This window comes from Burkholderia sp. Ax-1724 (assembly GCF_011752995.1).
Taxonomy (GTDB): domain Bacteria; phylum Pseudomonadota; class Gammaproteobacteria; order Burkholderiales; family Burkholderiaceae; genus Paraburkholderia.
Genome location: NZ_VWWL01000005.1, coordinates 343138 through 366296, shown reverse-complemented (window position 1 = coordinate 366296; position 23159 = coordinate 343138). Strand labels below are relative to the sequence as shown.

The window sequence follows — 23159 nt, the reverse complement described above, 5'->3', positions numbered from 1 at the left end:
CGATCGCGACGATCACGTCGGCTTCGAGCAGCGGCGCGGCCAGATCGGCCGGCAGCACCGGCATCGGTCCCAGATACAGCGGATGGTGATTCGGGAATGCATCGAAGCGCCGCCAGCCGGTAAACACCGCCGCGCCGAGCTTCTCGGCGAGCGCCACGACATCGGCGCTCGCGCCGCCGCGCGTCACGCCGCCGCCGACCACGATGCACGGCCGCTTCGCGTCGCGCAGCAGCGCGGCCGCCGCCTCGATGCCGGCCGGCGACGGCGCCGCCGCGTAGACCTCGGCCATGCGCGCCGGCGCCGAGACGGCCAGCTCGCGGTCGACGTCCTCGGGCAGGCTCACCACCACCGGGCCGGGCCGGCCGCTTTGCGCGACGTGAAACGCCTTCTGCATCAGTTCGGCGGCACGGTCGCCACGGCCGATTTCGAGTGCCCATTTCGCCATCGGCCGCGCATACGCGACCACGTCCATTTCCTGGAACGCCTCGCGATAGCGCACGTCCGACGGCACCTGGCCGACCAGCGCGACGAGCGGCGTCGAGTCCTGCTGCGCCGTATGCAGCGCGATCGCCAGATGCGTGAGGCCGGGCCCGCGCGTCACCATGCAGACGCCGGTCTTGCCGGTGGCCTTGGCCCATGCCTCGGCCATCAGCCCAGCCCCCTCTTCGTGGCGCGTCGCGATCAGGCGCGGCGAGTCGCTGCCGTGAAACGCGTCCATCACCGCGAGGTAGCTTTCGCCCGGCACGCAGAACACGTGATCGATCTGCTCGGCGGCGATGGCGTTATAGATTGCCTGTGCTGTACTCATTGCGTTCCCGCTGTCCCTATTGAGAGATGAACTGGTTGGTGTAGTAAGCGGACGGTGCCTTCGGATTGTGGACACCCGCGTACTTCGAGAGGACGTCGAGCATCTTTTTCCAGTCGCCCTCGTCGGTCCAGCCAATCGGATGACCGGCCGTGGCCGGCGTATGCAGCTGTTCGTTGAGCGCGATCTTCAGGCCGCCCGCCACGAACTCGCGGTTCAGATCGGGGTACAGCTTCAGGCTCGCGTCGACGGCCGCCTCGGGGTTGCGCTGCGCCGCTTCCCAGCCCTTGCGGCTCGCGTCGACGAACTTGCGCACCACGTCGGGATGCTTCGCGAGCATGTCGTCGCTCGCGATGAGGCCGGTGCCGTACGCGACCACGCCGTATTTCGCGTAGGGCATGTACTTCGCGTCGGGCATGCGGCTGCGGATGCGCAGCAGGTCGCCGGTCGCGAAGCCGGTGAGGAACGCGCCGTCGGTTTTCAGGAACAGCGGCACGCGCGCGTTCGCATCGACGATCTGCAGTTGCACGTCGTCGGTGCTCATGCCCACGCTCGCGAGCGCCGGATTCAGCATCCGCAGGTCCGCGGTGCCGGCGCTCGAAATCACGGCCTTGTGCTGCAATTGCTTGAGGTCGCCGGTGAAGCCCGAATTGGCGCGGTAGATGAGCCCCATCGTCGCCGTTTGCGTGTACACGGAAACGAGCTTCACGCCGATGTTCTGCGCGGTAATGCCGAGCACGGCGATCGAGGCATCGGACAGACCGAAGTCGTCGGCACCGGACGCGACGGTCTGCACGGTCGTGCCCGAACCCTGGCCCTGCTCGATCGATACGTCGAGACCGGCCTGTTTGTAATAGCCGTTCACGACGGCCAGCGCGAACGGCGCGACGTAGCCGTTGAACTTGTAGTCGGTGCGCAGCACGATCTTCTGCAGCGGCTCGGCGAAGGCCGACACGCTCATCGCACTCGCCGCGCACAGCGCGACTGCCATGCAAAACCGTCTAGTTATGCGAAACATCTGTGTCTCCTTTTATAAAAGTTCATCGATGAAGCGAAGACGGCAGGCCCCGCCGATGCCGTCAACCCGCGCCCGCGAGCGCCACCACCGCGCCGTGCACCACGGCATCCACCATGACCGGCGTATCGCGATGGCGCTCGCGCGCCGCGCGCCGGCGGCTGCCCGGCAGGCGCGCGCCCGCGGCCGACGCGAACGCTTCCATCACGACCTTCAGCCTCGCATCGAACGTGCCACCCGAGGTGGCCGCCGGATCGAGCGCGATAAAGAACTGTCCCGTGCGCGGCGGCCCGCCCACCGGACCCGAGAACGGCGACGCGGCAATCCCGGGCGTCGCACCGGCGAGGCACGCGGCAAACATCTCGACCATCAGCGCATTGCTGACGCCCTTGTAGCCGCCGGCCGGCGCCATCGAGCCGCCGTCGAGCGCGGCGTCCGCGCTATTGGTGGGACGGCCTTCGCGATCGAGCGCCCAGCCGTCCGGCAAGGGCCGCTTGTCGCGCCGGTGGCGAACCACCTCGCTCTTGGCGACCGTCGACGAACTCTGGTCGATCACGAAATGCACGCCGCCCTCGCCGTCGGGCACCGCCAGCGACCACGGATTGGTGCCGAGCACGGGCGTCGCGCTGCCCCACGGCGCGATCGACGCGGGCGCGTTGGTAAAGCCGAGCGCCACCACGCCTTGCCGCGCAAGCGTTTCCGTGTGATAGGCGAGCACGCCGCAGTTGTACGAGTTCGCCACCGCCATCACCGCGGCGCCGAGCTGCTTCGCGAGCGGCACCAGTTGGGCGAAGCCGAGCCCGATTGCCGGATGCGCGAAGCCGGCGTCCGCGTCGACCCGCACCACGCTGCCGTGCGCCTGCACGGTGGGCACGGCGGCCGGGTTGACCTTGCCGCAGCGCAAGTGCTCGCAGTAGACCGGCAGGTAAGCGAGGCCGTGCGAGGCGATGCCGTCCGCCTCGGCGGCGGCCACCGACACCGCCAGCGCGCTCGCCTGGTCCTGCGAGGCGCCCGCGTTCAGCAGCGCGCGCCGCGCGATAGATTCGATCTCGGCCACCGGCAGTGCGATCCCCGTCGTCATGCTCATGCTCCGTTGGCATCGCCGAACGGCGATACCTCGTCGTCACCGCCGCTCGGCGCGGGACCGCCCTCGCTCAATGCCTGATGCAGAAAGCGATGCCAGTTCAGGCCGAGGATGCCGTCGATTTCCGCGGCGCTGAAACCGACACGCTCCAAGCCGCCGCTCACCAGCCCGAAATCGAGATTCGAGCGGAACCACTCGGGTTGCGGCGGGAAGCCCGCCGCGATGCCGTCGTCGGGTTCGGGATGCTTCCAGCGTCCCTCGCGCATCCAGCCGAGCACGCGCGGCGGCTGCTCCTGGCACAGATCGGAGCCGATGCCGATATGCTCGACGCCGATGCGCTCCGCGAGTCCGGCCACCATCCGCGCGAATTCGTCGAGCGTGGTCTGCGAGCCGTGGATCATGTGGCCGGGGTACAGCGACAGCCCGAGCAGGCCACCGGATTGTCCAAGCGCGTCGAGCACCGCGTCCGATACGTTGCGCTGCGTATTGCGCCAGGTGTAGGGATTGCCGTGGCTCACGACGACCGGGCGCGCCGAATACTCGATCGCGTCGAGCATCGAGCGCTCGGCCGCATGCGACATATCGACGATCATGCCGAGCCGGTTCATCTCGCGCACCACCTCGCGCCCCATGTTGGTGAGCCCGCTGTCGTTGCGCTCGGTCCAGCCCGTGCACAGCAGCGACTGGTTGTTGTACGCGAGCTGCATGAAGCGGATACCGAGCCGATGCAAGACCTCGACGAGGCCGATATTGGCTTCGATCGGCGACGGATTCTGCAGCCCGAACAGAATCGCCGTGCGGCCGCTGTCGATCACCGCGTCCATCTCGGTGCCCGAACCCGCGAAGCCGATCAGGTCGCCATGCACATGGAAGCGGCGGTTCCATTCGACAAGCAGATCGACGGTGTCGCGAAAGTTCTCGTGATAGGCAACCGTGACGTGCACGGCGGACACGCCGCCGTCGCGCATCTGCTCGAACACCTTGCGGGACCAGCGTGCGAACTGCATCCCGTCGATGACGATCCTCTTCGAAGGCGTGACGGCGCGATTCATTCGGCCTCTCCAGCGTGAATGTACGAAGTCTTGACGGTGGTATAGAACTCGACCGCGTAGCGGCCCTGCTCGCGCGGCCCGTAGCTCGACTGCCGGGTGCCGCCGAACGGCACGTGGTAGTCCGTGCCGGCGGTCGCCAGATTGACCATCACGCAACCGGAGCGCGAACGCTCGCGAAAGGCCGAGGCGCGCGCGAGCGAACGCGTGACGATCCCGGCCGTCAGCCCGAACGGCGTGTCGTTCGCGATATCGACCGCTTCGTCGAAATCGTCGGCGCGAATCACGCAGGTGATCGGCGCGAACATTTCTTCCTGGTTGATCCGCATCGCGTTGTGGGTGCGCGCGAACACGGCCGGCTCCATGTAGTAGCCGGGCGTCTCGCGTTCGACGCGCGTGCCGCCGCACAGCCGCGTCGCGCCTTCCTGCGCGGCCAGTTCGACGTAGGCCAGATTCGCTTCGAGCTGCTGCTCGCTGACCACCGGGCCGATCTGCGTGCCCGCTTGCAGCGCATGCCCGACCTTCAGTTCGAGCGTGCGCGCGACCAACTTTTCGACGAACGCGTCATGCACACGGTTGTGCACGACGAGCCGCGACGAGGCCGTGCACTTCTGCCCGGTGCCGCCGAACGCGCCGTTCACCGCGAGCGACACGGCGAGGTCCAGATCGGCGTCGTCCATCACGACGAGCGCGTTCTTCGAGCCCATTTCCATCTGCACGCGCGTCAGGTTACGCACGGCCGCCGCCGCCACGCCGCGCCCGACTTCGAGCGAGCCGGTGAAGGTAACCGCCGCCACGCGCGGGTCTTCGACGAGCCGCTGGCCGACCTGGCGGCCGCTGCCCATCACGAGGCTCATGAGCCCCTTCGGAATCGCCTGACGCGCGATGATCTCGGTCAGCGCGACCGCGCTCGCCGGCGTGAGATTCGCCGGCTTCCACACGACCGCATTGCCGAAGGCCAGCGCGGGAGCGATCTTCCAGCTCGCCGTCGCGATCGGGAAATTCCACGGCGACACCACGGCGACGACGCCGATCGGCTCGCGGCGCACGTCGACGTCGACGCCCGCGCGCACCGACGCGACCGCATCGCCCGGCTGGCGCAGCACTTCGCCGGCGAACCAGGTAAAGAACTGGCCGGCGCGATACACCTCGCCCACGCCTTCGGCGCGCGGCTTGCCTTCTTCCCGCGAGAGCAGCTCGCCCAGTTCGCCCGAGCGCGCCATCAGTTCGCGGCCGACCGCGTCCAGCACGTTGGCGCGCGCCTCGAGTCCGGTCGCGGCCCACACCCGCTGCGCCTCACGCGCGCTATCGAGCGCGGCATCGAGTTGTGCCGCGCTGGCCTGGGCGTAACGGCCAATCACGTCGTTCGTGTCCGACGGGTTCAGGTTCTCGATGAAGTCCGTGGCACTTTGCCATTCGCCAGCTATGAAGTTAGGTTTGATATCCACTCTTCTCACCAAAAAATGTTTCCGTGACATCTATAAGACGGCATCAATTTGTTTCAGTCAATTCTAATAAACTATACTTTTGTTCAGGTTTTCTGAAACGGAGACGAATGTGCCGAATCTGATGCAGTACCGTGTCCTGGTGGCGGTGGCCGAAACCGGCGGCATTCGCGCGGCGGCGGAGCGGATTCACCGCACGCCGTCGGCGGTGTCGATGACGCTCAAGCAGCTCGAAGACGAAATCGGCGGTGCGCTGTTCGAGGGCGAGCGCAAGACGCGCTTGACGCGCTTCGGGGAGTTCGTGGTGGATCGCGCGCGCGATCTTCTGGAGCACAACAGGCGCGTGGATCGTTCGATCAGTTCTTTTATTCACAATGGCGCGGGCAGCATCGAGATTGCGGTGCTGCCGTCCATTTCGCTGACGTTCCTGCCGCGCGCCTTGCAGATTTTCCGCGCCGAGAAAGATGCCGCGGTCGTGCGCGTGCGCGACCTCGACTCTCAGGCGATTGCCGAGGCCGTGAGCCGTGAAGTCATCGATTGGGGTATTGCGAGTTCGCGCCGCTTGCCGGACATCGACGTCCAGCTGCTGTTTTCCGAGCCGCTATCGCTCGTCGTGCGCGAGGACGACCCGCTCTGCAAGATAGACGGACCGATCCCGTGGGACGCATTGCGCGACCGCTCGTTCGTCGGCAACGGGATTTGCGACGGTATCGATACGCCCGCGTTTCTCTCGATCAACGAGCATCAGATCATGCATGCGCGCAGTGTGATGTCGCTTTTGTCGATCGTGCGGGAAGGCATCGGCATCACCGTGCTGCCGAGCCTGACGCGCATCGGCGGCGTGGGCGGCGTGCGCTTCCTGTCGATCGACGATCCGAAGGCGAGACGCAACGTCTGCCTGCTGTCCCGCTCGGACCGCAACATGTCGCCGGCCGCGCGAAGCTTCGCGCGGGTCTTGCGCGATCTGATCGCGGAACATGCGGGCGAATACGGGCTCGATATATAGCCGCATGTGCCGCGCGGGCACGCCGGCTATCCAGGCGGGTCGATCTAGGCTCGCGCCGCGACCGAACGCGCCATCAGCGCCGCCGCGCCGAGATAGTTGGTCGGGTCCGTCAGTGCCTTCAGCTTCGCGTCGTCGAAGCGCTCGCGGATCGATTCGTTGTCCTTGAGTACGTCGTACAGCGTGCGGCCATTTTCGATCGCAACGCGACACGCGTCGTACACCACGTCGTGCGCATGCTGACGCCCGATGGCAGGCGCGAGCCCCATCATGACCGCTTCCGCGACGATCAAACCGCCCGTCAGGTCCAGATTGCGCCGCATGCGCGCGCTGTCGACCTGCAAGCCGCGCAGCATGAAATTCGCCTGGAACAGCGCGCTCGCCGCGAGCAGGAAGCTCTCCGGCACGGCGCTCCATTCGAGATGCCACGGTCCGGTGGCGCGCTCGAAATCGTGCATCGTGCCGTCCAGCATCAGCGCCGCGCGCTCGCGCAGCATCTTCGCCGCCGCGAACATCAGCTCGCTCGAAATCGGATTGCGCTTTTGCGGCATCGTCGAACTGGCGCCGCGGCCAGGCACGAACGGCTCCGCGACTTCGCCGAATTCCGAGGCCGCCATCATCATCACGTCGAGTGCGATCTTGCCGAGCGAGCCGCCGATGCCCGCGAGCACCGAGACGAGTTCGTACAGTCCGTCGCGCGCGACGTGCCAGGTGATCTCGGGATCGCGCAGCCCCAGTTCCTCGGCAAAAAGCCGCCGCGTATCGAGCGCGCGCTCGGGGTCGCCGAGCGACGCGAGCGTGCCCGCCGCGCCGCCGAACTCGACCATCAACGCGCGCGCTTTCATCTGCTGAAGACGCTCGGCATGACGATTGAGCGCCGACAGCCAGACCGCCGCGCGAAACCCGAACGTGACCGGCAGCGCGTGCTGAAGATGCGTGCGGCCCGCCGTCACCGTGTCGGCATGTTTGAGCGCGAGTTCGCGTAACGCCTCACGCACTTCGTCCAGCTGCTTTTCGATCAGCGCGACGCCGCGCGCACATTGCAGCATCGTCGCGGTGTCCATGATGTCCTGGGTCGTCGCGCCCCAGTGCAGATAGCGCCCCGCCTCGCCGCACATCTCGCTCACCTGCTTGACGAGCGGCAGGATCGGATAACCGACGATCTCGGTTTCATGGCGCAGCTTCTCGAGGTCCAGCTTGCCGAAATCGGCCTTCGCCGTGATGTCGCTCGCGGCGTCGCCGGGAATCAGGCCGGCCTGCGCCTGCGCGCGGGCCAGCGCGGTTTCCGCGTCGATGCAGCGGCGCAGATACGCCTCGTCGGAGAACACTTCGCGCATCTCGGGCGTGCCGAACATGTCGCGGAACAATGCCGAATCGAAAACAGTCGTTGCCATGACGGGCTCCTTGAATGCCTTTATTGAGTTCGCGATTTACTGAGCGATTTACTGAGCGCTTTACTGCGCGATTGACTTCGCGCTTTACTTCGAAAGACGCGCCAGCCACGGGCGCAGACCGTCCTTCTCTTCGAGGCCGAAGCCCGCCGCGTCGGTCGGGCGCACCAGCCCGCCGCCGATACCGCAGCCGGCCGGATAACCGCCGAACGGCTGGAACACGCCCGGGTACGCCTCGCAGCCGCCCAACTCCAGGCCGACGGCGATATGCAGGTTGATCAGATGGCCGCCATGCGGATACGCCTGCGCCCGGTCGAAGCCGTGACGCTCGATCAGCTCGATCATGCGCGCGTATTCGGTGAGGCCGTACGCGAGCCCCGCGTCCATCTGGAAGATGTCCTTGCCCGGACGCATGCCGCCGAACAGCGCAAGATTCTTCACGTCCGGCACGGAGAAAAGATTCTCGCCAGTCGCGATACGTCCCGCGTAGGCCTGCGCAACCTGCCGGTTCAGATCGAAGTCGAGCGGATCGCCGATCTCTTCGTACCAGCGCAAGTCATACGGCGCGATGGCTTTCGCGTAGGCGAGCGCCGTCTCCAGATCGAAGCGGCCATTCGCGTCGACGGCCAGACGCTGGCCTTCGCCCGCGACCGTCAGCGCCGCTTCGATACGGGCGAGATCGGTCTTCAGGTCCGCGCCGCCGATCTTCATCTTGAAGGCATCGAAGCCCATCGCGCGATAGCCGCTGAACTCGTCGGCGAGACGCTGCACGCTATCGTCCGGGTAGTAGTAGCCGCCCGCCGCGTACACGTTCACGCCTTCGCGCTTGCCCGCGCGGCCGTAATGGCGCGCGATCGTCACATAGGCCGGCTCGTCGCGCAGCTTCGCGTTCAGGTCCCATACGGCGAGTTCGAGGGCGCCCGCCGCCGCCGCGCGGTCGCCATGACCGCCCGGCTTTTCGTTGCGCAGCACGGTCTTCAGCACCGCTTCCGGATCGAACAGCTCGCCGCTCGCGTCGAGCAGCGTCTCGGGTGCGGCGGCTTCGAGGCGCGGAATCATGCGCTCGCGCAGGATGCCGCCCTGCGCGAAGCGGCCGATCGAATCGAACGCATAGCCGATCACCGGCTTGCCGTTGCGCACCACATCGGTTTCGAGCGCGACCAGCGACACATCGTGCTCCGCGAAACTCACGAGCGCGTTCGCGACATTGCCTTCGAGCGGAACTGAAATTTCCCTGACGGACGTAATACGCATCATTTTTCCTTTGAGATTCCGAATTCAGATGACCTTGCCGGGCGCGACGCCGAACACGCGCTGATATTCGCCGCGCGCCTTGCTCTCGTCGAACTCGCCGGTGGACTTCGCGATCACGAGCGTGGCGACGCTATTGCCCATCGCGTTGCAGATCGACACCGCCTGCGAGGTGAAGCGGTTGATGCCGAACAGGATCGGCAAGCCTTCGACGGGCAGGATGCCCGACGCGGTGACGGTCGCCGCGAAGACGATGAAGGTGCCGCCCGACACCGTCGCGGCGCCCTTCGACGTGACGAGCATCAGCACGAGCAGGCCGAGCTGCTGATGCAGATCGAGATGCACGCCGTACGCATTCGCGATGAACATCACGCACAGCGACATATACACCGAGGTGCCGTCGAGATTGAACGCGTAGCCCGTGGGCAGCACGAGACCCGTCGACTGGCGCGAGCAGCCGAGCCGTTCGAGCTTTTCGAACAGACGCGGCATCGCGCTTTCCGACGAGGCCGTCGCGAACAGCAGGAAGATCTCGTCCTTGAAGTAACGCAGATAGCGAAAGATATTGAAGCCGTAAATCCGCAGGATGACGCCGAACACCACCACCACGACGAAGGCCAGCGTCAGATACATCACGACGAGCAGATAGCCCAGCTCGATCACCGCATTCATGCCGCTGCTGCCGATCGCAAACGCGATCGAGCCGAATGCGCCGAGCGGCGCGAACTTCATGATGACGTCGACGAACTTGAAGAAGCACTCCGACATGCGCGACAAACCGCCTTCGACGCTTTCGCGCGAGTCCTTGTTCAGCATCAGCAGCGCGGCGCCGAAGCCGATCGAGATCACCAGCACCTGCAGCAGCGAACCGTTCGCGAACGCGCCGACGAAGTTGTCGGGAAACAGCGTGAGCAGGAAGTGTTCGAGCGACATCGGCCCGGCCTTGCCGTATTGCGCATGCACCGCGGCGGCGGCTTCGCTGCTCTGCGTGAGATGCATGCCGAGGCCCACGCCCGACAGATTGGCCACCACCATGCTGATGGCGAGCGCGACGGTCGACACGATCTCGAAGTAGATCAGCGCGCGCAGGCCGATGCGCCCCACGTTCTTCAGATCGCCGGCCGCCGCGATGCCGAGCACGACGTTCAGAAACACCAGCGGCGCGACGATCATCTTGATGAGGCGCAGGAAGATGTCGCCGAGCACCTTCATGTCCACCGCGAGCTTCGGCGCGATAAAGCCGAGCGCGATGCCCGCCACGATACCGACCACGATCTGCACGCCGAGCCGCGCATAGAACGGCGTCTTGCGGCGCGCCTGCGGCGGCTTAGCCTCTAAGTTAGGGTGATTCGCACTCTCGCCATGCACAGCCATGCCCATCTCCTGTCACGACGGCTTTCCAGGGTCTGGACAGCCGCTTAATATGTCCGTACTTTATGAATATGTACGGACTATATTGAGACATGCTGGACGGGTCAACCAGGGGTTTACGCGAACCGACGGGGTTCGCGCCGCCGGTGCCCCGCTTGGCAAGGCCGGCGCGCGCGGCTAGCATTAGCCCGCCGCGCCATGCACGCGGCCCAAGGAAAGCAAAGAGGAAGAAGGAAGATTCAGATGAAACCGCGATATGCCGAACTGGCCGAGCAACTCATTCAGGCTATCGGAGATGGCACGTTCGAAGTGGGCTCCGCGCTGCCGAGCGAACTCGATCTGTCGGCGCAATATGGCGTGAGCCGCGCGACCGTGCGTTCGGCGCTGGAACGCGTGCAGGAACTCGGGCTGATTTCGCGCCGCAAGCGCGCGGGCATTCGCGTCGAGGCGAGCAAGCCGCGCGTGGCGTTCGAGCAGTCGCTCTCGAGCGTCGAGGATCTGGTGCAGTTCGCGGTCGTCACCGAGCGCCATGTCCAGTCGGTGATGGAGATTTCGGCGAGCCCGTCGCTCGCGGCGCAGCTCGGTGTCGCCACCGGCTCGCGCTGGCTGCGCACGGAAATGCTGCGCGTCGATCCGACCAAACCGGACCGGCCGATCTGCTGGACCGACGTCTATCTCGAACCGGCGCTCGGTGCGGGCATCCGGCGCGAGCTGCGCAAAAGCTCGGGACTGATCTGCGAAATGGTCGAGCAGCGCTTCGGCCGCGTGGTGCGTGAGGTGCGCCAGGAAATTCGCGCGATCGGCGTTCCGGCGCGCGTGGCGAAGCAGCTCGGCGCGACGGCCGACGAGCATGCGCTGGAGATCACGCGCCACTATATCGACGAGCATGGCATCGTTTTCGAGGCCACGGTCAGCGTGTTGCCGGCTGACCGCTTCACTTATGCGCTGCAGTTGCGGCGTCATGACTGAGCCATCGCGCCGGACTCGCTCGCCTTGCGCAGATTGCCCGCCTTCGACCACGCCTTTGCCCACATTAGCCGCGTTGCCCGTCGGCAGGCGGGCTCTGCCGCTTCAGGTCACCTTCAGCGCCACGCCCTCGTCATCCGATGATTTCATCGTCATCGGTTCGACCGGGCCGACAACGAACAGATACGCACCGGCGCCAATCACGCAGAAGGCGCCCGCCGTTACGAGCGGAATCAGGAACGAGCCGTGGGTGAGCGTCAGCATCACGCCGGTGAACGTCGAGGTGAGAATCCCCGCGACGTTCGAAGCCGTGTTCTGAATCGCGCTGATCGTCGCGACATGACGCCGCGTGGGCGCCACGTCGCCCGGCAGCGACCAGGCGTTGGCGGACACGAAGGACAGGCTCACATAGGTCACCGAAAAGAGCACGATCGCGAGCAAGGGGCTTTGCGCGAAGGCGCATAGCACGATGCATGACGACAGCAGCATGCCGCCGACGAGGCAGGTCTTGCGCGCGGCGGTCATGCTCCAGCTGCGCCGGAACAGCGCATCGGACGTGGCTCCGCCGATCCGGCCGCCCGGAATCGCGCACAGCGCCGGAATCATGCCGAGCGTGCCGAGCTGCGCGAGCGAGAAGCCGCGCGCTTCCAACAGATAGCTCGGAAACCACGTGATGAAGAAGTACTTCACGAAGTTCATGCAGAAGAAGCCGAGCATCATGCCGAGCACCGTGCGATGCGAAAGCAGCGCGCCCCATCGCACCGGCTTCGCAGGCTCGTCATGACGAAGGGCATCGCCGCGTGCAGGGACCCTTTCAGGTGCCTTCTCATAGGCCCTCTCGGGTGCCTTCTCAGGTGCCCGATGCATGCCGGGCGCGCCGGCGCTGCGTGCGCGCGTCGATCGGTCGAGCGTACCGGTACGGGATCGAAACTGGCACGCATCCGACACGGAGCTATGTCGACGCCCATCGCGCGGCGCTCGACTGGATACAAGAGCATGCGAAAGAGCAGCGGGGATGAAAAGCCTCGCCGAAGCGAGGTCAAACTCATTACGGCTGCGTGGGCTTTTCTGCTATATGCCGCTTTGCGCGGATTCGGATAATTGCATCCTCGACATCGGACCAAAACTCACGGCAGCGGATACGGTAGTAAATTACGTTGGCATCATAGCGCGCCCGATATATCAAGGAGCTTTCCCGCTTTGATAGATTGCGTTTTATTTCATCCACAACCCACTCAGTATCGAAAGTAAGCCAGGCGGGGGGCACTGGCGTTAGGACATTAGGCCCGCAAACCGGCGCAACCTCTCTGAAAAAAATATCTTTCAATTCTTCAATCGGAAATTGCGCGATCTTTTCAGCCCAATAGTCATAGTCAATTTCATTGTCCACGAAAAACTCCGACATTACCTGCCATACGTTTTCCCGGTCAGTGTCAGCTATCGAATTCTCCATGCCTGAAATTCCTTCACTTCGTCCAGGTAGCCGTCATACGCTATATCCGTGACCGTAGCCGCTGCCGTCGAGCCGATGATAAGAACCGCGATTGCGCAAAACGGCGCACCCGGCCCGCATATAGACCCAACGGCCATACTTGCCAATGCGGCACCTGTCATACCGCCTTCAAGGATTGTTCCCTGTCGCGCCGTCTCCGTAACCTTGTCATCTGCTCCTGCGATGGCCCACACGGCAAGGGCACCCGTTACGAGTAGCCCAACCTTTCCCGCTGTTCGCATCCGCGCCGTCTTCGCGTTGACCTTCGCGTTGCTTCGCCCTGCCGCCTCAATAGCTGCATAGTAAGCCTGGTCCTTTTCTTCGCTCGTCAAGCTGCGAAATGGCTTTGAGAAAAGCCGATTTGCGTAACGATCCAGAATGGCCTCATAGCTGATACCTTGGCCTTTCATGCCCTGCGCACGGGCTAGACCCCATGCCGAAGTTACCTTCCGGGTTTCTTCCATGATCTGATTACGCATTGTGTTGCAGAACTCCGCACCTTCTGCAACCGTCATACGCCCGGAATTTACTTCATCCTGAACCATTTCACTCATTCTTTTAACGCCTGCATCATAACGCGTGCGGACGTTAGCGTCGCTAATCGCTGAACTGGAAAAGTAGAACCCGGCTGCTTCCAAGGCATGGCGAGTGTCCTTAAGAATATCGGTTTGCAACGAATGCTCTTGTTTCGTCTGAAACGGCCCGCTGCGAACAATAGACGGATTAGCTTGAACCTCTGACATACTTACCTCGCGATTGCTGAGGGAATTGATTCTGTTACAGACCCGGACGCGCCCGCGCTGTCGCGCGGCAATAGTTTGATGCGGGTGCAAGCATTTCCATTGTCGGCACGCTCGAATCGAACAACGTTGCTTGCGTCAAATGTCCCGTACTCACTCGACCCGTCCGCGAAATGCGCTACGCAACGCAGCCCATCGAAGTTTCCCAACTCAGTTAAAGTGAAACTGATCCAGTGATTGACGGCGGCCGCAGGCGCGATTGGCCCTCTAGTCGTGTCTTCGTCGCCCCGGTCGGTAATTCTCCAGCTTGTGCCATAGATCGCGATGATTCTCGGACGGTTGGCGCATTTGCAAAGGACGATATCGCCGCCGACCGCTTGACGCCGCCCGCCGTTCACGTTGTCAATCAGGCGATGCCGGTCGCTTACGCCTGCCCCGTAAGTGATTTGGCCGAAGCTGTCGCAAGCGGGACAATATGCCTTGTCGCCGATGAAAGCGAGGCGACGGCGCTTGCCGTCTTCGCGCGTATCGATACGCTGCTGAGAGAGGCCGGAATCGTGATCGAGGAAGCGCAGGAACAGGCCGCCCGATACACGCATCGCTCTAGCTATCACGGAATATGTCTCGCGTAGCGGGACTGACATCGCAACACGGAGGCGCGGCCTCGATACGCGCCGTGCCGGCCTGCGCCCTCGAGAACGCACGGCATTTTCGGAACTTCGCATCCACGGAGACACGGTATGAAACGCGTTTTGATCACGGGCTCGGCCGCTCAGATCGGCAAGGTTTTGCGCGCCGGCCTGCAAGGACGATATCGCCTGCGCCTCGCTGACATCGCGCCGCAAGCCGCCGCCGGTGCCGCGAGGAAGTCGTCACGACAGACATCACCGAACTCGACTCGCTGCTGCCGCTGATGGACGGCATCGATACGGTCGTCCACCTCGCGGGCATCCCCGACGAAAGCACGTGGGAAAAAATCCGCGACATGAATATCGACGGTTGCTACAACGTATTCGAGGCGGCCCGGCGCGCGGGCGTGAAGCGCGTCGTGTTCGCGAGCTCCAATCACGCGGTCGGTTTCCACCGCCGCGACCGCCTGATCGACGACACGGTCGCGCCGCGTCCGGACAGCCGCTACGGCGTGTCGAAAGTGTTCGGCGAGGCGCTCGGGCGCCTCTATGCGGACAAGTACGGCCTGTCGGTCGCGTGCATGCGCATAGGCTCGTTTCGCCCCGATGACGAGCCTGCCGCGCCGCGCCATCTATCCACCTGGATCAGCCATCGCGACATGGTGCAGCTTGCGCAACGTTGCATCGATGCGCCCGACTATCACTTCGTGGTCGTATATGGGGTATCCGGCAATGCGCGCAATCGCTGGAGCAACGCCAACGTGCACCTGCTCGGCTACGCACCCGAGGACGACGCGGAGCGGCACGCGGCACGGATTGCCGCGAACGGCGCGTCAGAGGACGCAACGGAAGCGCTATTTCACGGCGGCTTCGGCTGTCGGGTGGAATTCGCCGGCGACGCCTCGCGCATCGACTGAGCGAAGCCGCAACACGCTCGCGTACGCTAGGCCGACGCGAGCCGTTCTGTCTGCCGCTTGAAGACCGGCGACACGCTGCTGTTGCGGCCGAGCTCGTCCGCGGCCAGTTGCAACGCGGCGCCCAGTTCTTCCATGCGCGCCTCGGTCAGCCGCGTCATCGGCCCGGCGATGATGAGCGTGCCGAGAATCTCGCCGCGCGGATCGCGCACGCAGGTCGCCATCGAATTCATCGCGGGCAGGAAGACGTTGGTCGTGATCGCGAAGCCGCGTTTCTTCGCCGCCTTGACGTGAGTCAGCACGGCCTTGATCGTGGTCGGCGCCGCGGGCCCGAAATTGGCGGGATTGGGCAAGCCCTGCTTGCCGAGCAGGCGGATCGCATCGTCTTCCGACTTCGTCGCGAGCCATGCATAGCCCGCCGCGCTGCACCAGATACGCACGGGCGCGCCCATCTCCGGGTCGTAGCGCAGGCCTTGCGTCGCGCCCTGCGCCTTGGCGACGTAGACGAGCTGATCCTCGTCCAGCAGCGCGAGGCGAACCAGTTCGCCGCTCTGCGCCGCGAGGCGCTCCAGCGTGGGCTGCGCAATGTCCGTGATGCCGCCCGCGCTGAGAAAGCGCAGACCGAGCGACACCACCTGCATCGTCAGCGTGAATTCATCGTGCCGCTCGTCCCGGCGCACGTAGCCTTCTTCCATGAGATCGGCGAGCAGGCGATGAGTGGCCGATAGCGGCGCATTCGCGGCAACCGACAACTCCGACAGCGTGCGGCCGGCCGGATAAAGGGAAAGCTCTTCAAGGATGCGGAAGGTCCGCTCGATGATGGCGCTCACGACGAATCCTCTCCTCAATGGTCAAGCGGATAAAAGCGTACGAAATAGTATGTCGAAGTTCTTTCCAAATTGGAATAGCCTTACAGGAAAGCGCTGCACACTTTGCCGGCGCGCCGGGTCTCACGAGGCCGGCTGGCAACGCCCTACCGCTTCGAAAAACGAGGTGACCAGCGGCGTGTCCTGCCGTTCGCGCAGACAGCAGACATGAATATGCGTCGTGATGGGGTTGCCCTTGATCCTGACCTTGTGCAGCCGCCCGTCGGGAATGTATTCCGACTCCGACATGGTGCCGACGCCGAGACCGCGCGCAATCGATTCGCGCAGCGCTTCGCGGCTGCCGATCTCCATCGAGATGCGCGCCTTCAGGCCGATCTTGTCGAGCGCGTCTTCCAGCGCCCGGCGCGTGGTCGAGCCCTGCTCGCGCATCAGCAGCGGCACTTCGGCCAGTTCCCGCAAATCGATCTCGTCGCGTTGCGCGAGCGGATGCGCCGCGTTCACGCAGGCGATCACGGGATAACGCGCGTACGGCTGCATATAAAAGTGCTCGTTCTCGAGCGCGCTCGCAATCGCGCCGACATCGCACACCGCCAGCACGCCGACGTCGCACACGTAGTTGTCGAGGTCGCGCAGCACCTCTTCCGAATTGCCGAGCGTCACCGACAGGTTCATCGCCGGGCGCAACTCGTGATAGGCCTCGATCATGTCGATGATGTGATACGGCCCGACCGCGCCGATCTTCAACGTGCCGTGCACGAGTTCGCCGCTGTCGCGCAGCAGCGAACTCGCGTCCCCTTCGAGGCTCGCCATCTGCCGCGCGATGGTCAGGAACTCCAGACCGACGCTCGATAGATCGACGCGCCGGCCACGCCGGTGAAACAGCTGCACCGCGTATTCCTGCTCGATCGCCTGGATTTGCGAGGTGATCGTGGTCTGACTGGTCGACAGCGCCTTGGCGGCCGCCGTAAAGCCGCCGTACTGGACGACGGCGAGAAAGGCGCGAATCTGTATCAGGGTCATGGCGCGTTTGATCTGTTTTTTCGGTCGATTGACCGAATTTTTTCGGAAATTTCGATGATATCCGCGCCATGTGACAGATTGATTCCATGACCGCCCGCATCTCCCGCGCGCTTCGGGGAATACCCTCAATTCCCGGAAACAACTTGCAAAGTGGAAGTCACTTCCATAATATGCGACGCATGTAAAGGCGTGAACCGCGAGCGCGACATGCGCGTCCGGCGCGTCTTCGTCACCCGCACATCAGGCCACCAGGAGGAAAACCCCATGACCGCCAGCACCCACGGACTACTCGCCATATGGAGCACCGTTCAGGAGCCGTTCGAAACCGATTATCTGCACTGGCTCACGCGCGAGCACATATTCGAACGGGTCGGGGTGCCGGGTTTTCTCTCGGGCCGCGCGTACCGCCGGCGCGACAGCGCCCCGTCGGAATACGTGATCGTGTACACGCTGGAGAACGCCGCCGTCATGGCGAGCGAGGGATATATCGAACGACTGAACAATCCGACGCCGTGGACCCAGAGCGTCATGCCTCACCTCGGGCAGTTTCGTCGCGGCGGCGGCACGACGATCGTGCGTGCGGGCCAGCCCGGCGCTTTCGGTTCGCGCCTCGCGATCGCACGCTTCGACAGGTTGCCCGCCGCGGTCACGCAGGAAGCGCTCGACGCGATCGCGGCCCTCGATCGCGTGACGCAGACGTGGGTCATGACCGTCGCGCCGGATGCCACCTCGATCGCCACCCGCGAAAAGTCGATGCGCACGGGCACGGAAGGCATCTTCAACAGCGTCATGGCGGTCGAGGCACTGGACGACGCCTCGCTGAACCGGGCGACCGACGCCGCCCAGGCGTTGACGCGTCACGATTGCCGTTTCGAGCCGTACGACTTGGTTTTTTCCTTTAGCAAGACTCATTAATTCCAGGCCCATGCCGATGCACGGCCATGCCGCGTCGCGAGCCGGGTCTCGCGCTGCGGCATGCCGCACACCCAGGCCCATGACAATTCAGGAGACAGCATATGTCAGACGTCAATGTCGGATCGTTTGCCGACGATGCGATGCAGCAGGCCCAAACCCTCGAGCGCGCGGTCGTCAAGGCTAGAAACAGGCTGGTGCCGTTCCTGCTGCTGATGTTCGTCCTCGCGTTCATCGACCGGGTCAACGTCGGCTTCGCCAAAGCGCATCTGCAGGACGCGACGGGCATCAGCGACGCCTCTTATGCCTTCGGCGCCGGGCTGTTTTTCATCACATATTTTCTCTTCGAAGTACCGAGCAATCTCGGCCTCAACCGTTTCGGCGCGAAGATCTGGATGTGCCGGATCATGGTCACCTGGGGCATCATCTCCACCGGCGCGGCCTTCATCAACGGCAACGTCTCGTTCTATCTCCAGCGGCTCCTGCTGGGCGCGGCCGAAGCCGGGTTCTTCCCCGGCATGGTCCTGTTCCTGACTTTCTGGTTCCCGGCGAAATGGCGTCTGCCGATCATCGCGCTGTTCTATTGCGGCACACCGCTCTCGTTCGTCATCGGCGCGCCGATCTCCAGCGCGATCCTCGGCATCGGTGCGCATCTCGGTCTTGAGGCGTACCAGTGGATGTTCGTCATCGAGGGGCTCGCCTCGGTCGTGGTCGGCATCTGGGCGTTTTTCTATCTCAGCGACAAACCGCAAAACGCACCGTGGCTCGATCAGCGCGAACGCAACGCACTGACGGCGGCCATCGAGGAAGAGGAACGCAAAAAGATCGCGGCGGGCCCGCACAGCATACTGGCCTGCCTGCGCGACGTCGGACTGCTGCGCTTCATCATCACGTACATTCTGATCGTGATGACCAATACCGTGATCCAGTTTTTCATGCCCTCGCAGGTCGCGAAGCTCATTGGACAAAACACCGGCGCACTGGTCGGCGTGATCGTGGCATTGCCGTGGTTCTGCGCGCTGATCGCCGTGCTGGTATTGCCCTCGCTCGCCAACAAATACCAGCGCAGCCGCTGGTGGGGCGCCGCCGGCCTCGTGGCGGCCGCCATCGGCCTGCTCGGCTCGCTCTCGCATTCGCCGACGCTGGCGGTGGCCGCGCTGTGCTTCTCGCTCGCGGGCCTGTATGGGTCGCAGCCGATCTTCTGGCAGTCGCTGACCAAATATCTCGGCGGGATGTCGGCCGTCGCCGGCATTGCCGCCGTCAACGCGATCGGCAACCTCGGTGGGTTCTTCGCGCCCAATATCCGCTCGATCACGGTATCGCTGTTCGGTTCCGCCGACCTTGGCACGGTTGCGCTGGCGTTCACGACGTTCCTCGGCGCCTTGCTGTTCCTCTTCCTGCCGCGCGGCGCGGCCATCACGAACGCAGCCGATTGAGCCGGCACGATCGCGTGGCGTAGCGTGGCATCGCGCCATGCTACGCCACGGCGCGTGCCGACCCTCGCAGACTTCAGGTATCGACTGGACATCATGGAAAGACAGTATTCCTTAGCCCACCTTACGGTATTGCATCTCGCCCCCGCGGATGCGATACGCGTTGCCGCCCGCACCGGCTACGACTGCGTCGGCCTGCGCCTGATTCCCGCGCTGCCCGGCGCCCCGGCCTACCCGCTGATGAACGATCGCGACATGCTGCGCGAGACGCTCGCCTGCATGCGCGACACCGGCGTGCAGGTATTCGACGTCGAGATCGTGTGGCTGTACGGAACGTTTTCGGTCGACCACTACAGCAGCTTTCTGGAAACGGCGGCCGAACTCGGCGCCCGCAGCATTCTCGTCGGTGGCGGCGATCCCGACGAGCAGCGCCTCGCCGATTCCTATGCGAGGTTCTGCGAGGCGGCCAGGCCGTTCGGGCTCAATGCCGATCTGGAATTCATGCCCTGGTCGACGGTCCGCAATGCCGCCGACGCGCAGCGCATCGTCAAGCTCGCGGGCCGGCCGGCCAATGCGGGCATCCTGATCGACGCGGTGCACTTCGAACGCTCCAATACGTCGCTCGACGACCTGCGGGCGCTACCCGGCGATCTGCTGCACTATCTCCAGCTATGCGATTGCCCGGCCGGCATTCCGCCGACGATGGACAGCGTGATCCATACCGCGCGTCACGAACGTTTGCTGCCGGGAGAAGGGGGCATCGACCTGAAGGCGTTGTTGTCGAGCACGCCCGCCGGCCTGCCGGTCTCCATCGAACTGCCCAATGACTTTCGCATCCCCGCGCTCGGCTACGAGGAATGGGCACGACGCGCGCTCGTTGCGGCGAAGAACCTGTAACGAGCCGCCCGATAACGGGCCGACGTTTTCGCGCGGTGATGCGGGCAGCCACCGCGCGCCGTGCCGAAGCCTGACCGAAAACAGACATAGCATGACGCCGTCGTGACACCGTCCTGTGCACCGGCCGCGCGAATAATCATAATGAAATGACTTCGGCGCAGAATGAAGTTTGCCGAAGTCCGTGCGAACGAAATTATGCCGGGCGCCATCTCCGTGGCCCATGTGCGGCCCATGCATGGCGCGGGCGCGATTCAGCGCTCACTTCACGGCGAATTTTTTAAGCATCCTCTGAGCAAAAATCGGCTGTGCGCGCTCTGCACGCCGAGCCAGCTTCTGGCAATCTTTCACTAGCAGCCGGTCGTCGCGCGTGACGCGGCGCCGGGCATTTCGCCGTCAATGCCGGTTCACCCACAGACCAGGCAGGCGCGGTTTGTCATCCTGTCGATTCAGGCGTCCGAAGGAGTTCGCCATGTCGGTCTATGTCGATGAAGGGTTCCGGCCCTGTGTCACGGAATGCGCGACGGTCGCGTTCCGCGTGTGCTGCGACGATCGCGCGCAGATTTTCGAGGTCAGCGCCGATGCGCTCGTGAAGTTCTGCGGCGCGGCGAGCCGGCGCAAGCAGGACCTGCTCGTCGCATTCGAGGATGCGCAGCAGGAAATTCTTTCGGTTGCCGCGCAGAGATGGAAGTTCGTGCCGACCGAATCGGTACGGCTCGATCTCGACGAATTCCGTTTGGTCAGACATTAGGCACAGTGTCACCGCACGCAGCGGCCCGCGCGAAAGCGAAGCGCGCGGCGCCGCTTCTTACACTCGCCTTGCTTTAAGCGTTTCCCCCAGGTGCGCGCTTACTGCTGCACGTCGAGCACCAGAAGCTGCGCGCCATCGTCCACCTGATCGCCGGCCGCATACAGCACTTCGGCGACCGTGCCGGCCGCCGGCGCACCGATCGTGTGCTCCATCTTCATCGCTTCCATCACGATCAGCGGCGCGCCCTTCTCGACCACCGCTCCCGCCTCGACCAGCACCGCGATCACCTTGCCCGGCATCGGCGCGGTCAGACGTCCTTCGCCGCCTTCGGCGTCGGCGGCATGCGCGAGCAGGTTCTGCCATTCGAACGCAAGCGCCTCGCCATAACAGAACACATGGAACGTGTCGCCGTCGACGAACACGCGGCCCGTCACGCGAGCGTCGCCGAGCGTCGCGCGGAATTCGTGCGCGCCCGCGCCGGCCGACCAGCTGAAGCTTTCGCGCACGCCGTCGTGTTCGAGCGTTTGCGTGCCGCCGTCGCGCGCGAACCCGACCGTGAACGCCTCGCTGCCTGCGTGCTGGCCGCCGTCGTCGAGCGCGCGCCAGCCGAGCGTCTGCGTATAGCCGCTATTGAGCCGCCAATGCGACAGCGCATCCCACGGCGACGCACCGTGCGCGATGCCGCCCTCGCGCGTGAGCAGCGCCGCGCAGGCGAGCGCGAGTGCTTCCCTGAAGGGCTTTTTTACCGGCGCGAACAGCGCATCGTGATGACGCTCGATCAAACCCGTGTCGAGATCGCCGCTCGCGAACGGCTCGCTCGCGACGATGCGCTGCAAGAACTCGACGTTCGTATGCGGCCCGACGACCTCGCACGCATGCAACGCACGCGCGAGACGCGCCAATGCTTCCTCACGCGTCGCGCCGTGCACGATCAGCTTCGCGATCATCGGATCGTAGAACGGCGTGATCGTATCGCCCTCGCGCACGCCGCTGTCGATGCGCACCGGCGCCTTGCGGCCAGGCTCGCCGAGACCGGCCGCGTCGATCGCGAACTCGACGCCCTCGGGCATGCGCAGATGCCTGAGCGTGCCCGTGGACGGCAGGAAGCCGCGCGCCGGATGCTCGGCATAGATGCGCGCTTCGATCGCGTGGCCGTCGAGCTTCAGTTGCGGCTGCGCGAGCGGCAGCGCCTCGCCCGCGGCCACGCGCAATTGCCATTCGACGAGGTCCTGCCCCGTCACCATCTCCGTGACCGGATGCTCGACCTGCAGGCGCGTGTTCATCTCCATGAAATAGAACTCGCCGCTGCCGGTCATGATGAATTCGACCGTGCCCGCGCCGACGTAGTCGACCGCGCGCGCGGCGGCCACGGCCGCTTCGCCCATTGCGCGCTTGATGTCGGCGGCAAGACCCGGTGCCGGCGCTTCCTCGAGCACCTTCTGATGACGCCGCTGCACCGAGCAGTCGCGATCGAACAGATAGACCGCGCCGCCGTGCCGGTCCGCGAACACCTGCACTTCGACGTGACGCGGCCGCGTCAGATACTTTTCGATCAGCACGCGGTCGTTGCCGAAACTGCTCGCCGCCTCGCGCTTGCACGACAGCAATGCGGCCGCGAAATCCTCGCTGCGCTCGACCACGCGCATGCCCTTGCCGCCGCCGCCCGCGCTCGCCTTCAACAGCACCGGATAGCCGATCGCATCCGCTTCGCGCTGCAAGAGCCGCGGGTCCTGATCGTCGCCGTGATAGCCGGGCACGAGCGGCACCGCGGCCGCGTGCATCAGCGCTTTCGCGGCGGCCTTCGAACCCATCGCGGCAATCGCCCCGACCGGCGGCCCGATAAAGACGATGCCGGCCGCTTCGCAGGCATGCGCAAAATCTTCGTTCTCCGACAGAAAACCGTAGCCCGGATGCACGGCCTGCGCGCCGGTCGCGCGCACGGCCTCGATGATGCGCTCGATGCGCAGATAGCTTTGCGCCGCCGTCGAGCCGCCGATATGCACCGCTTCGTCGCAGGCGGCGACGTGTTTCGCGTTGGCGTCCGCGTCGGAATAGACGGCCACGCTCGCGATGCCGAGCCGCTTGCAGGTCGCGGCGACGCGGCAGGCAATCTCGCCCCGGTTGGCAATCAGGATCTTGTTGAACATGAGTGTCTCGATGAAGTGTG

22 protein-coding genes and 1 pseudogene are annotated in these 23159 nt (G+C 64.6%); 8 read left to right on the top strand and 15 right to left on the bottom strand.

Annotation, left to right across the window (positions count from 1 at the left end; all coding sequences use genetic code 11):
- The 5 genes from F3J19_RS09070 to F3J19_RS09050 form a co-directional block, all read right to left on the bottom strand.
- Positions 1-808: thiamine pyrophosphate-binding protein (locus F3J19_RS09070; protein WP_275692058.1), on the bottom strand; the 808-nt coding region annotated here is incomplete at its 3' end.
- Between the two features lie 16 nt (positions 809-824).
- On the bottom strand, positions 825-1823 hold the full coding sequence (locus tag F3J19_RS09065) for an ABC transporter substrate-binding protein (protein WP_167039907.1): 999 nt from the start codon (positions 1821-1823) through the stop codon (positions 825-827).
- A gap of 61 nt (positions 1824-1884) precedes the next feature.
- Positions 1885-2901 (bottom strand): Ldh family oxidoreductase, encoded by a 1017-nt coding sequence (locus tag F3J19_RS09060; protein ID WP_167039906.1) that lies wholly within the window; start codon positions 2899-2901, stop codon positions 1885-1887.
- A 2-nt stretch (positions 2902-2903) separates the two neighbouring features.
- Positions 2904-3956: a membrane dipeptidase gene (locus F3J19_RS09055; protein WP_167039905.1), complete on the bottom strand. Its 1053-nt coding sequence runs from the start codon at positions 3954-3956 to the stop codon at positions 2904-2906.
- On the bottom strand, positions 3953-5395 hold the full coding sequence (locus F3J19_RS09050; RefSeq protein ID WP_345891014.1) for an aldehyde dehydrogenase family protein: 1443 nt from the start codon (positions 5393-5395) through the stop codon (positions 3953-3955). The genes F3J19_RS09055 and F3J19_RS09050 overlap by 4 nt, the downstream gene beginning before the upstream one ends.
- A 115-nt stretch (positions 5396-5510) precedes the next feature.
- Here F3J19_RS09050 and F3J19_RS09045 point away from each other — a divergent pair, with 115 nt between their 5' ends.
- On the top strand, positions 5511-6404 hold the full coding sequence (locus F3J19_RS09045; RefSeq protein ID WP_167039903.1) for a LysR family transcriptional regulator: 894 nt from the start codon (positions 5511-5513) through the stop codon (positions 6402-6404).
- Positions 6405-6448: 44 nt separating this feature from the next.
- On the opposite strand, the gene F3J19_RS09040 is transcribed toward F3J19_RS09045, so the two are convergent.
- From F3J19_RS09040 to F3J19_RS09030, 3 genes are all read right to left on the bottom strand, one after another.
- Positions 6449-7795, bottom strand: coding sequence for an adenylosuccinate lyase family protein (locus F3J19_RS09040; protein WP_167039902.1), 1347 nt, complete (start codon positions 7793-7795; stop codon positions 6449-6451).
- Between the two features lie 84 nt (positions 7796-7879).
- Positions 7880-9046, bottom strand: a complete 1167-nt coding sequence (locus tag F3J19_RS09035; protein WP_167039952.1) for an enolase C-terminal domain-like protein — start codon at positions 9044-9046, stop codon at positions 7880-7882.
- A gap of 24 nt (positions 9047-9070) precedes the next feature.
- Positions 9071-10417, bottom strand: a complete 1347-nt coding sequence (locus tag F3J19_RS09030) for a cation:dicarboxylase symporter family transporter (protein WP_167039901.1) — start codon at positions 10415-10417, stop codon at positions 9071-9073.
- A 240-nt stretch (positions 10418-10657) separates the two neighbouring features.
- Between F3J19_RS09030 and F3J19_RS09025 the strand changes: the two genes are divergently transcribed.
- On the top strand, positions 10658-11383 hold the full coding sequence (locus F3J19_RS09025) for a GntR family transcriptional regulator (protein WP_167039900.1): 726 nt from the start codon (positions 10658-10660) through the stop codon (positions 11381-11383).
- Between the two features lie 102 nt (positions 11384-11485).
- On the opposite strand, the pseudogene F3J19_RS09020 reads toward F3J19_RS09025, so the two are convergent.
- The 4 genes and pseudogenes from F3J19_RS09020 to F3J19_RS09005 form a co-directional block, all read right to left on the bottom strand.
- A pseudogene (locus F3J19_RS09020) lies at positions 11486-12247 on the bottom strand (MFS transporter); the annotation flags it as partial.
- A 181-nt stretch (positions 12248-12428) separates the two neighbouring features.
- Positions 12429-12833 (bottom strand): hypothetical protein, encoded by a 405-nt coding sequence (locus F3J19_RS09015; protein ID WP_167039898.1) that lies wholly within the window; start codon positions 12831-12833, stop codon positions 12429-12431.
- The gene (locus tag F3J19_RS09010) at positions 12818-13615 is read right to left on the bottom strand and encodes a hypothetical protein (protein ID WP_167039897.1); all 798 of its coding nucleotides are present in this window, start codon (positions 13613-13615) and stop codon (positions 12818-12820) included. The genes F3J19_RS09015 and F3J19_RS09010 overlap by 16 nt, the downstream gene beginning before the upstream one ends.
- A gap of 2 nt (positions 13616-13617) precedes the next feature.
- A complete protein-coding gene (locus F3J19_RS09005) occupies positions 13618-14211 on the bottom strand; it encodes a hypothetical protein (protein ID WP_167039896.1) in 594 nt (197 codons plus the stop codon).
- 284 nt (positions 14212-14495) lie between these two features.
- Between F3J19_RS09005 and F3J19_RS09000 the strand changes: the two genes are divergently transcribed.
- Positions 14496-15158, top strand: a complete 663-nt coding sequence (locus F3J19_RS09000) for an NAD(P)-dependent oxidoreductase (RefSeq protein ID WP_345891013.1) — start codon at positions 14496-14498, stop codon at positions 15156-15158.
- A gap of 26 nt (positions 15159-15184) precedes the next feature.
- On the opposite strand, the gene F3J19_RS08995 is transcribed toward F3J19_RS09000, so the two are convergent.
- Positions 15185-15985 carry an IclR family transcriptional regulator gene (locus tag F3J19_RS08995; RefSeq protein WP_167039895.1) on the bottom strand — a complete coding sequence of 267 codons (801 nt, stop codon included), beginning with the start codon at positions 15983-15985 and terminating at the stop codon, positions 15185-15187.
- A 120-nt stretch (positions 15986-16105) separates the two neighbouring features.
- Complete coding sequence (locus F3J19_RS08990; RefSeq protein WP_167039894.1) at positions 16106-17002, bottom strand: LysR substrate-binding domain-containing protein; 897 nt, start codon at positions 17000-17002, stop codon at positions 16106-16108.
- A 264-nt stretch (positions 17003-17266) separates the two neighbouring features.
- On the opposite strand from F3J19_RS08990, the gene F3J19_RS08985 reads away from it, so the two are divergent.
- The 5 genes from F3J19_RS08985 (at position 17267) to F3J19_RS08965 (ending at position 20992) form a co-directional block, all read left to right on the top strand.
- Entirely contained in the window at positions 17267-17917 is a 651-nt protein-coding gene (locus F3J19_RS08985) for a DUF4286 family protein (RefSeq protein ID WP_167039893.1), read from the top strand.
- A gap of 101 nt (positions 17918-18018) precedes the next feature.
- Positions 18019-19350, top strand: coding sequence for an MFS transporter (locus tag F3J19_RS08980; protein ID WP_240158831.1), 1332 nt, complete (start codon positions 18019-18021; stop codon positions 19348-19350).
- 93 nt (positions 19351-19443) lie between these two features.
- On the top strand, positions 19444-20244 hold the full coding sequence (locus tag F3J19_RS08975) for a sugar phosphate isomerase/epimerase (protein WP_167039892.1): 801 nt from the start codon (positions 19444-19446) through the stop codon (positions 20242-20244).
- Between the two features lie 162 nt (positions 20245-20406).
- Positions 20407-20595 carry a hypothetical protein gene (locus F3J19_RS08970; protein WP_167039891.1) on the top strand — a complete coding sequence of 63 codons (189 nt, stop codon included), beginning with the start codon at positions 20407-20409 and terminating at the stop codon, positions 20593-20595.
- 118 nt (positions 20596-20713) lie between these two features.
- On the top strand, positions 20714-20992 hold the full coding sequence (locus F3J19_RS08965) for a DUF1488 family protein (protein WP_167039890.1): 279 nt from the start codon (positions 20714-20716) through the stop codon (positions 20990-20992).
- 98 nt (positions 20993-21090) lie between these two features.
- On the opposite strand, the gene F3J19_RS08960 is transcribed toward F3J19_RS08965, so the two are convergent.
- Positions 21091-23139 (bottom strand): acetyl/propionyl/methylcrotonyl-CoA carboxylase subunit alpha, encoded by a 2049-nt coding sequence (locus tag F3J19_RS08960; protein ID WP_167039889.1) that lies wholly within the window; start codon positions 23137-23139, stop codon positions 21091-21093.
- Between the last annotated feature and the right edge of the window lie 20 nt (positions 23140-23159).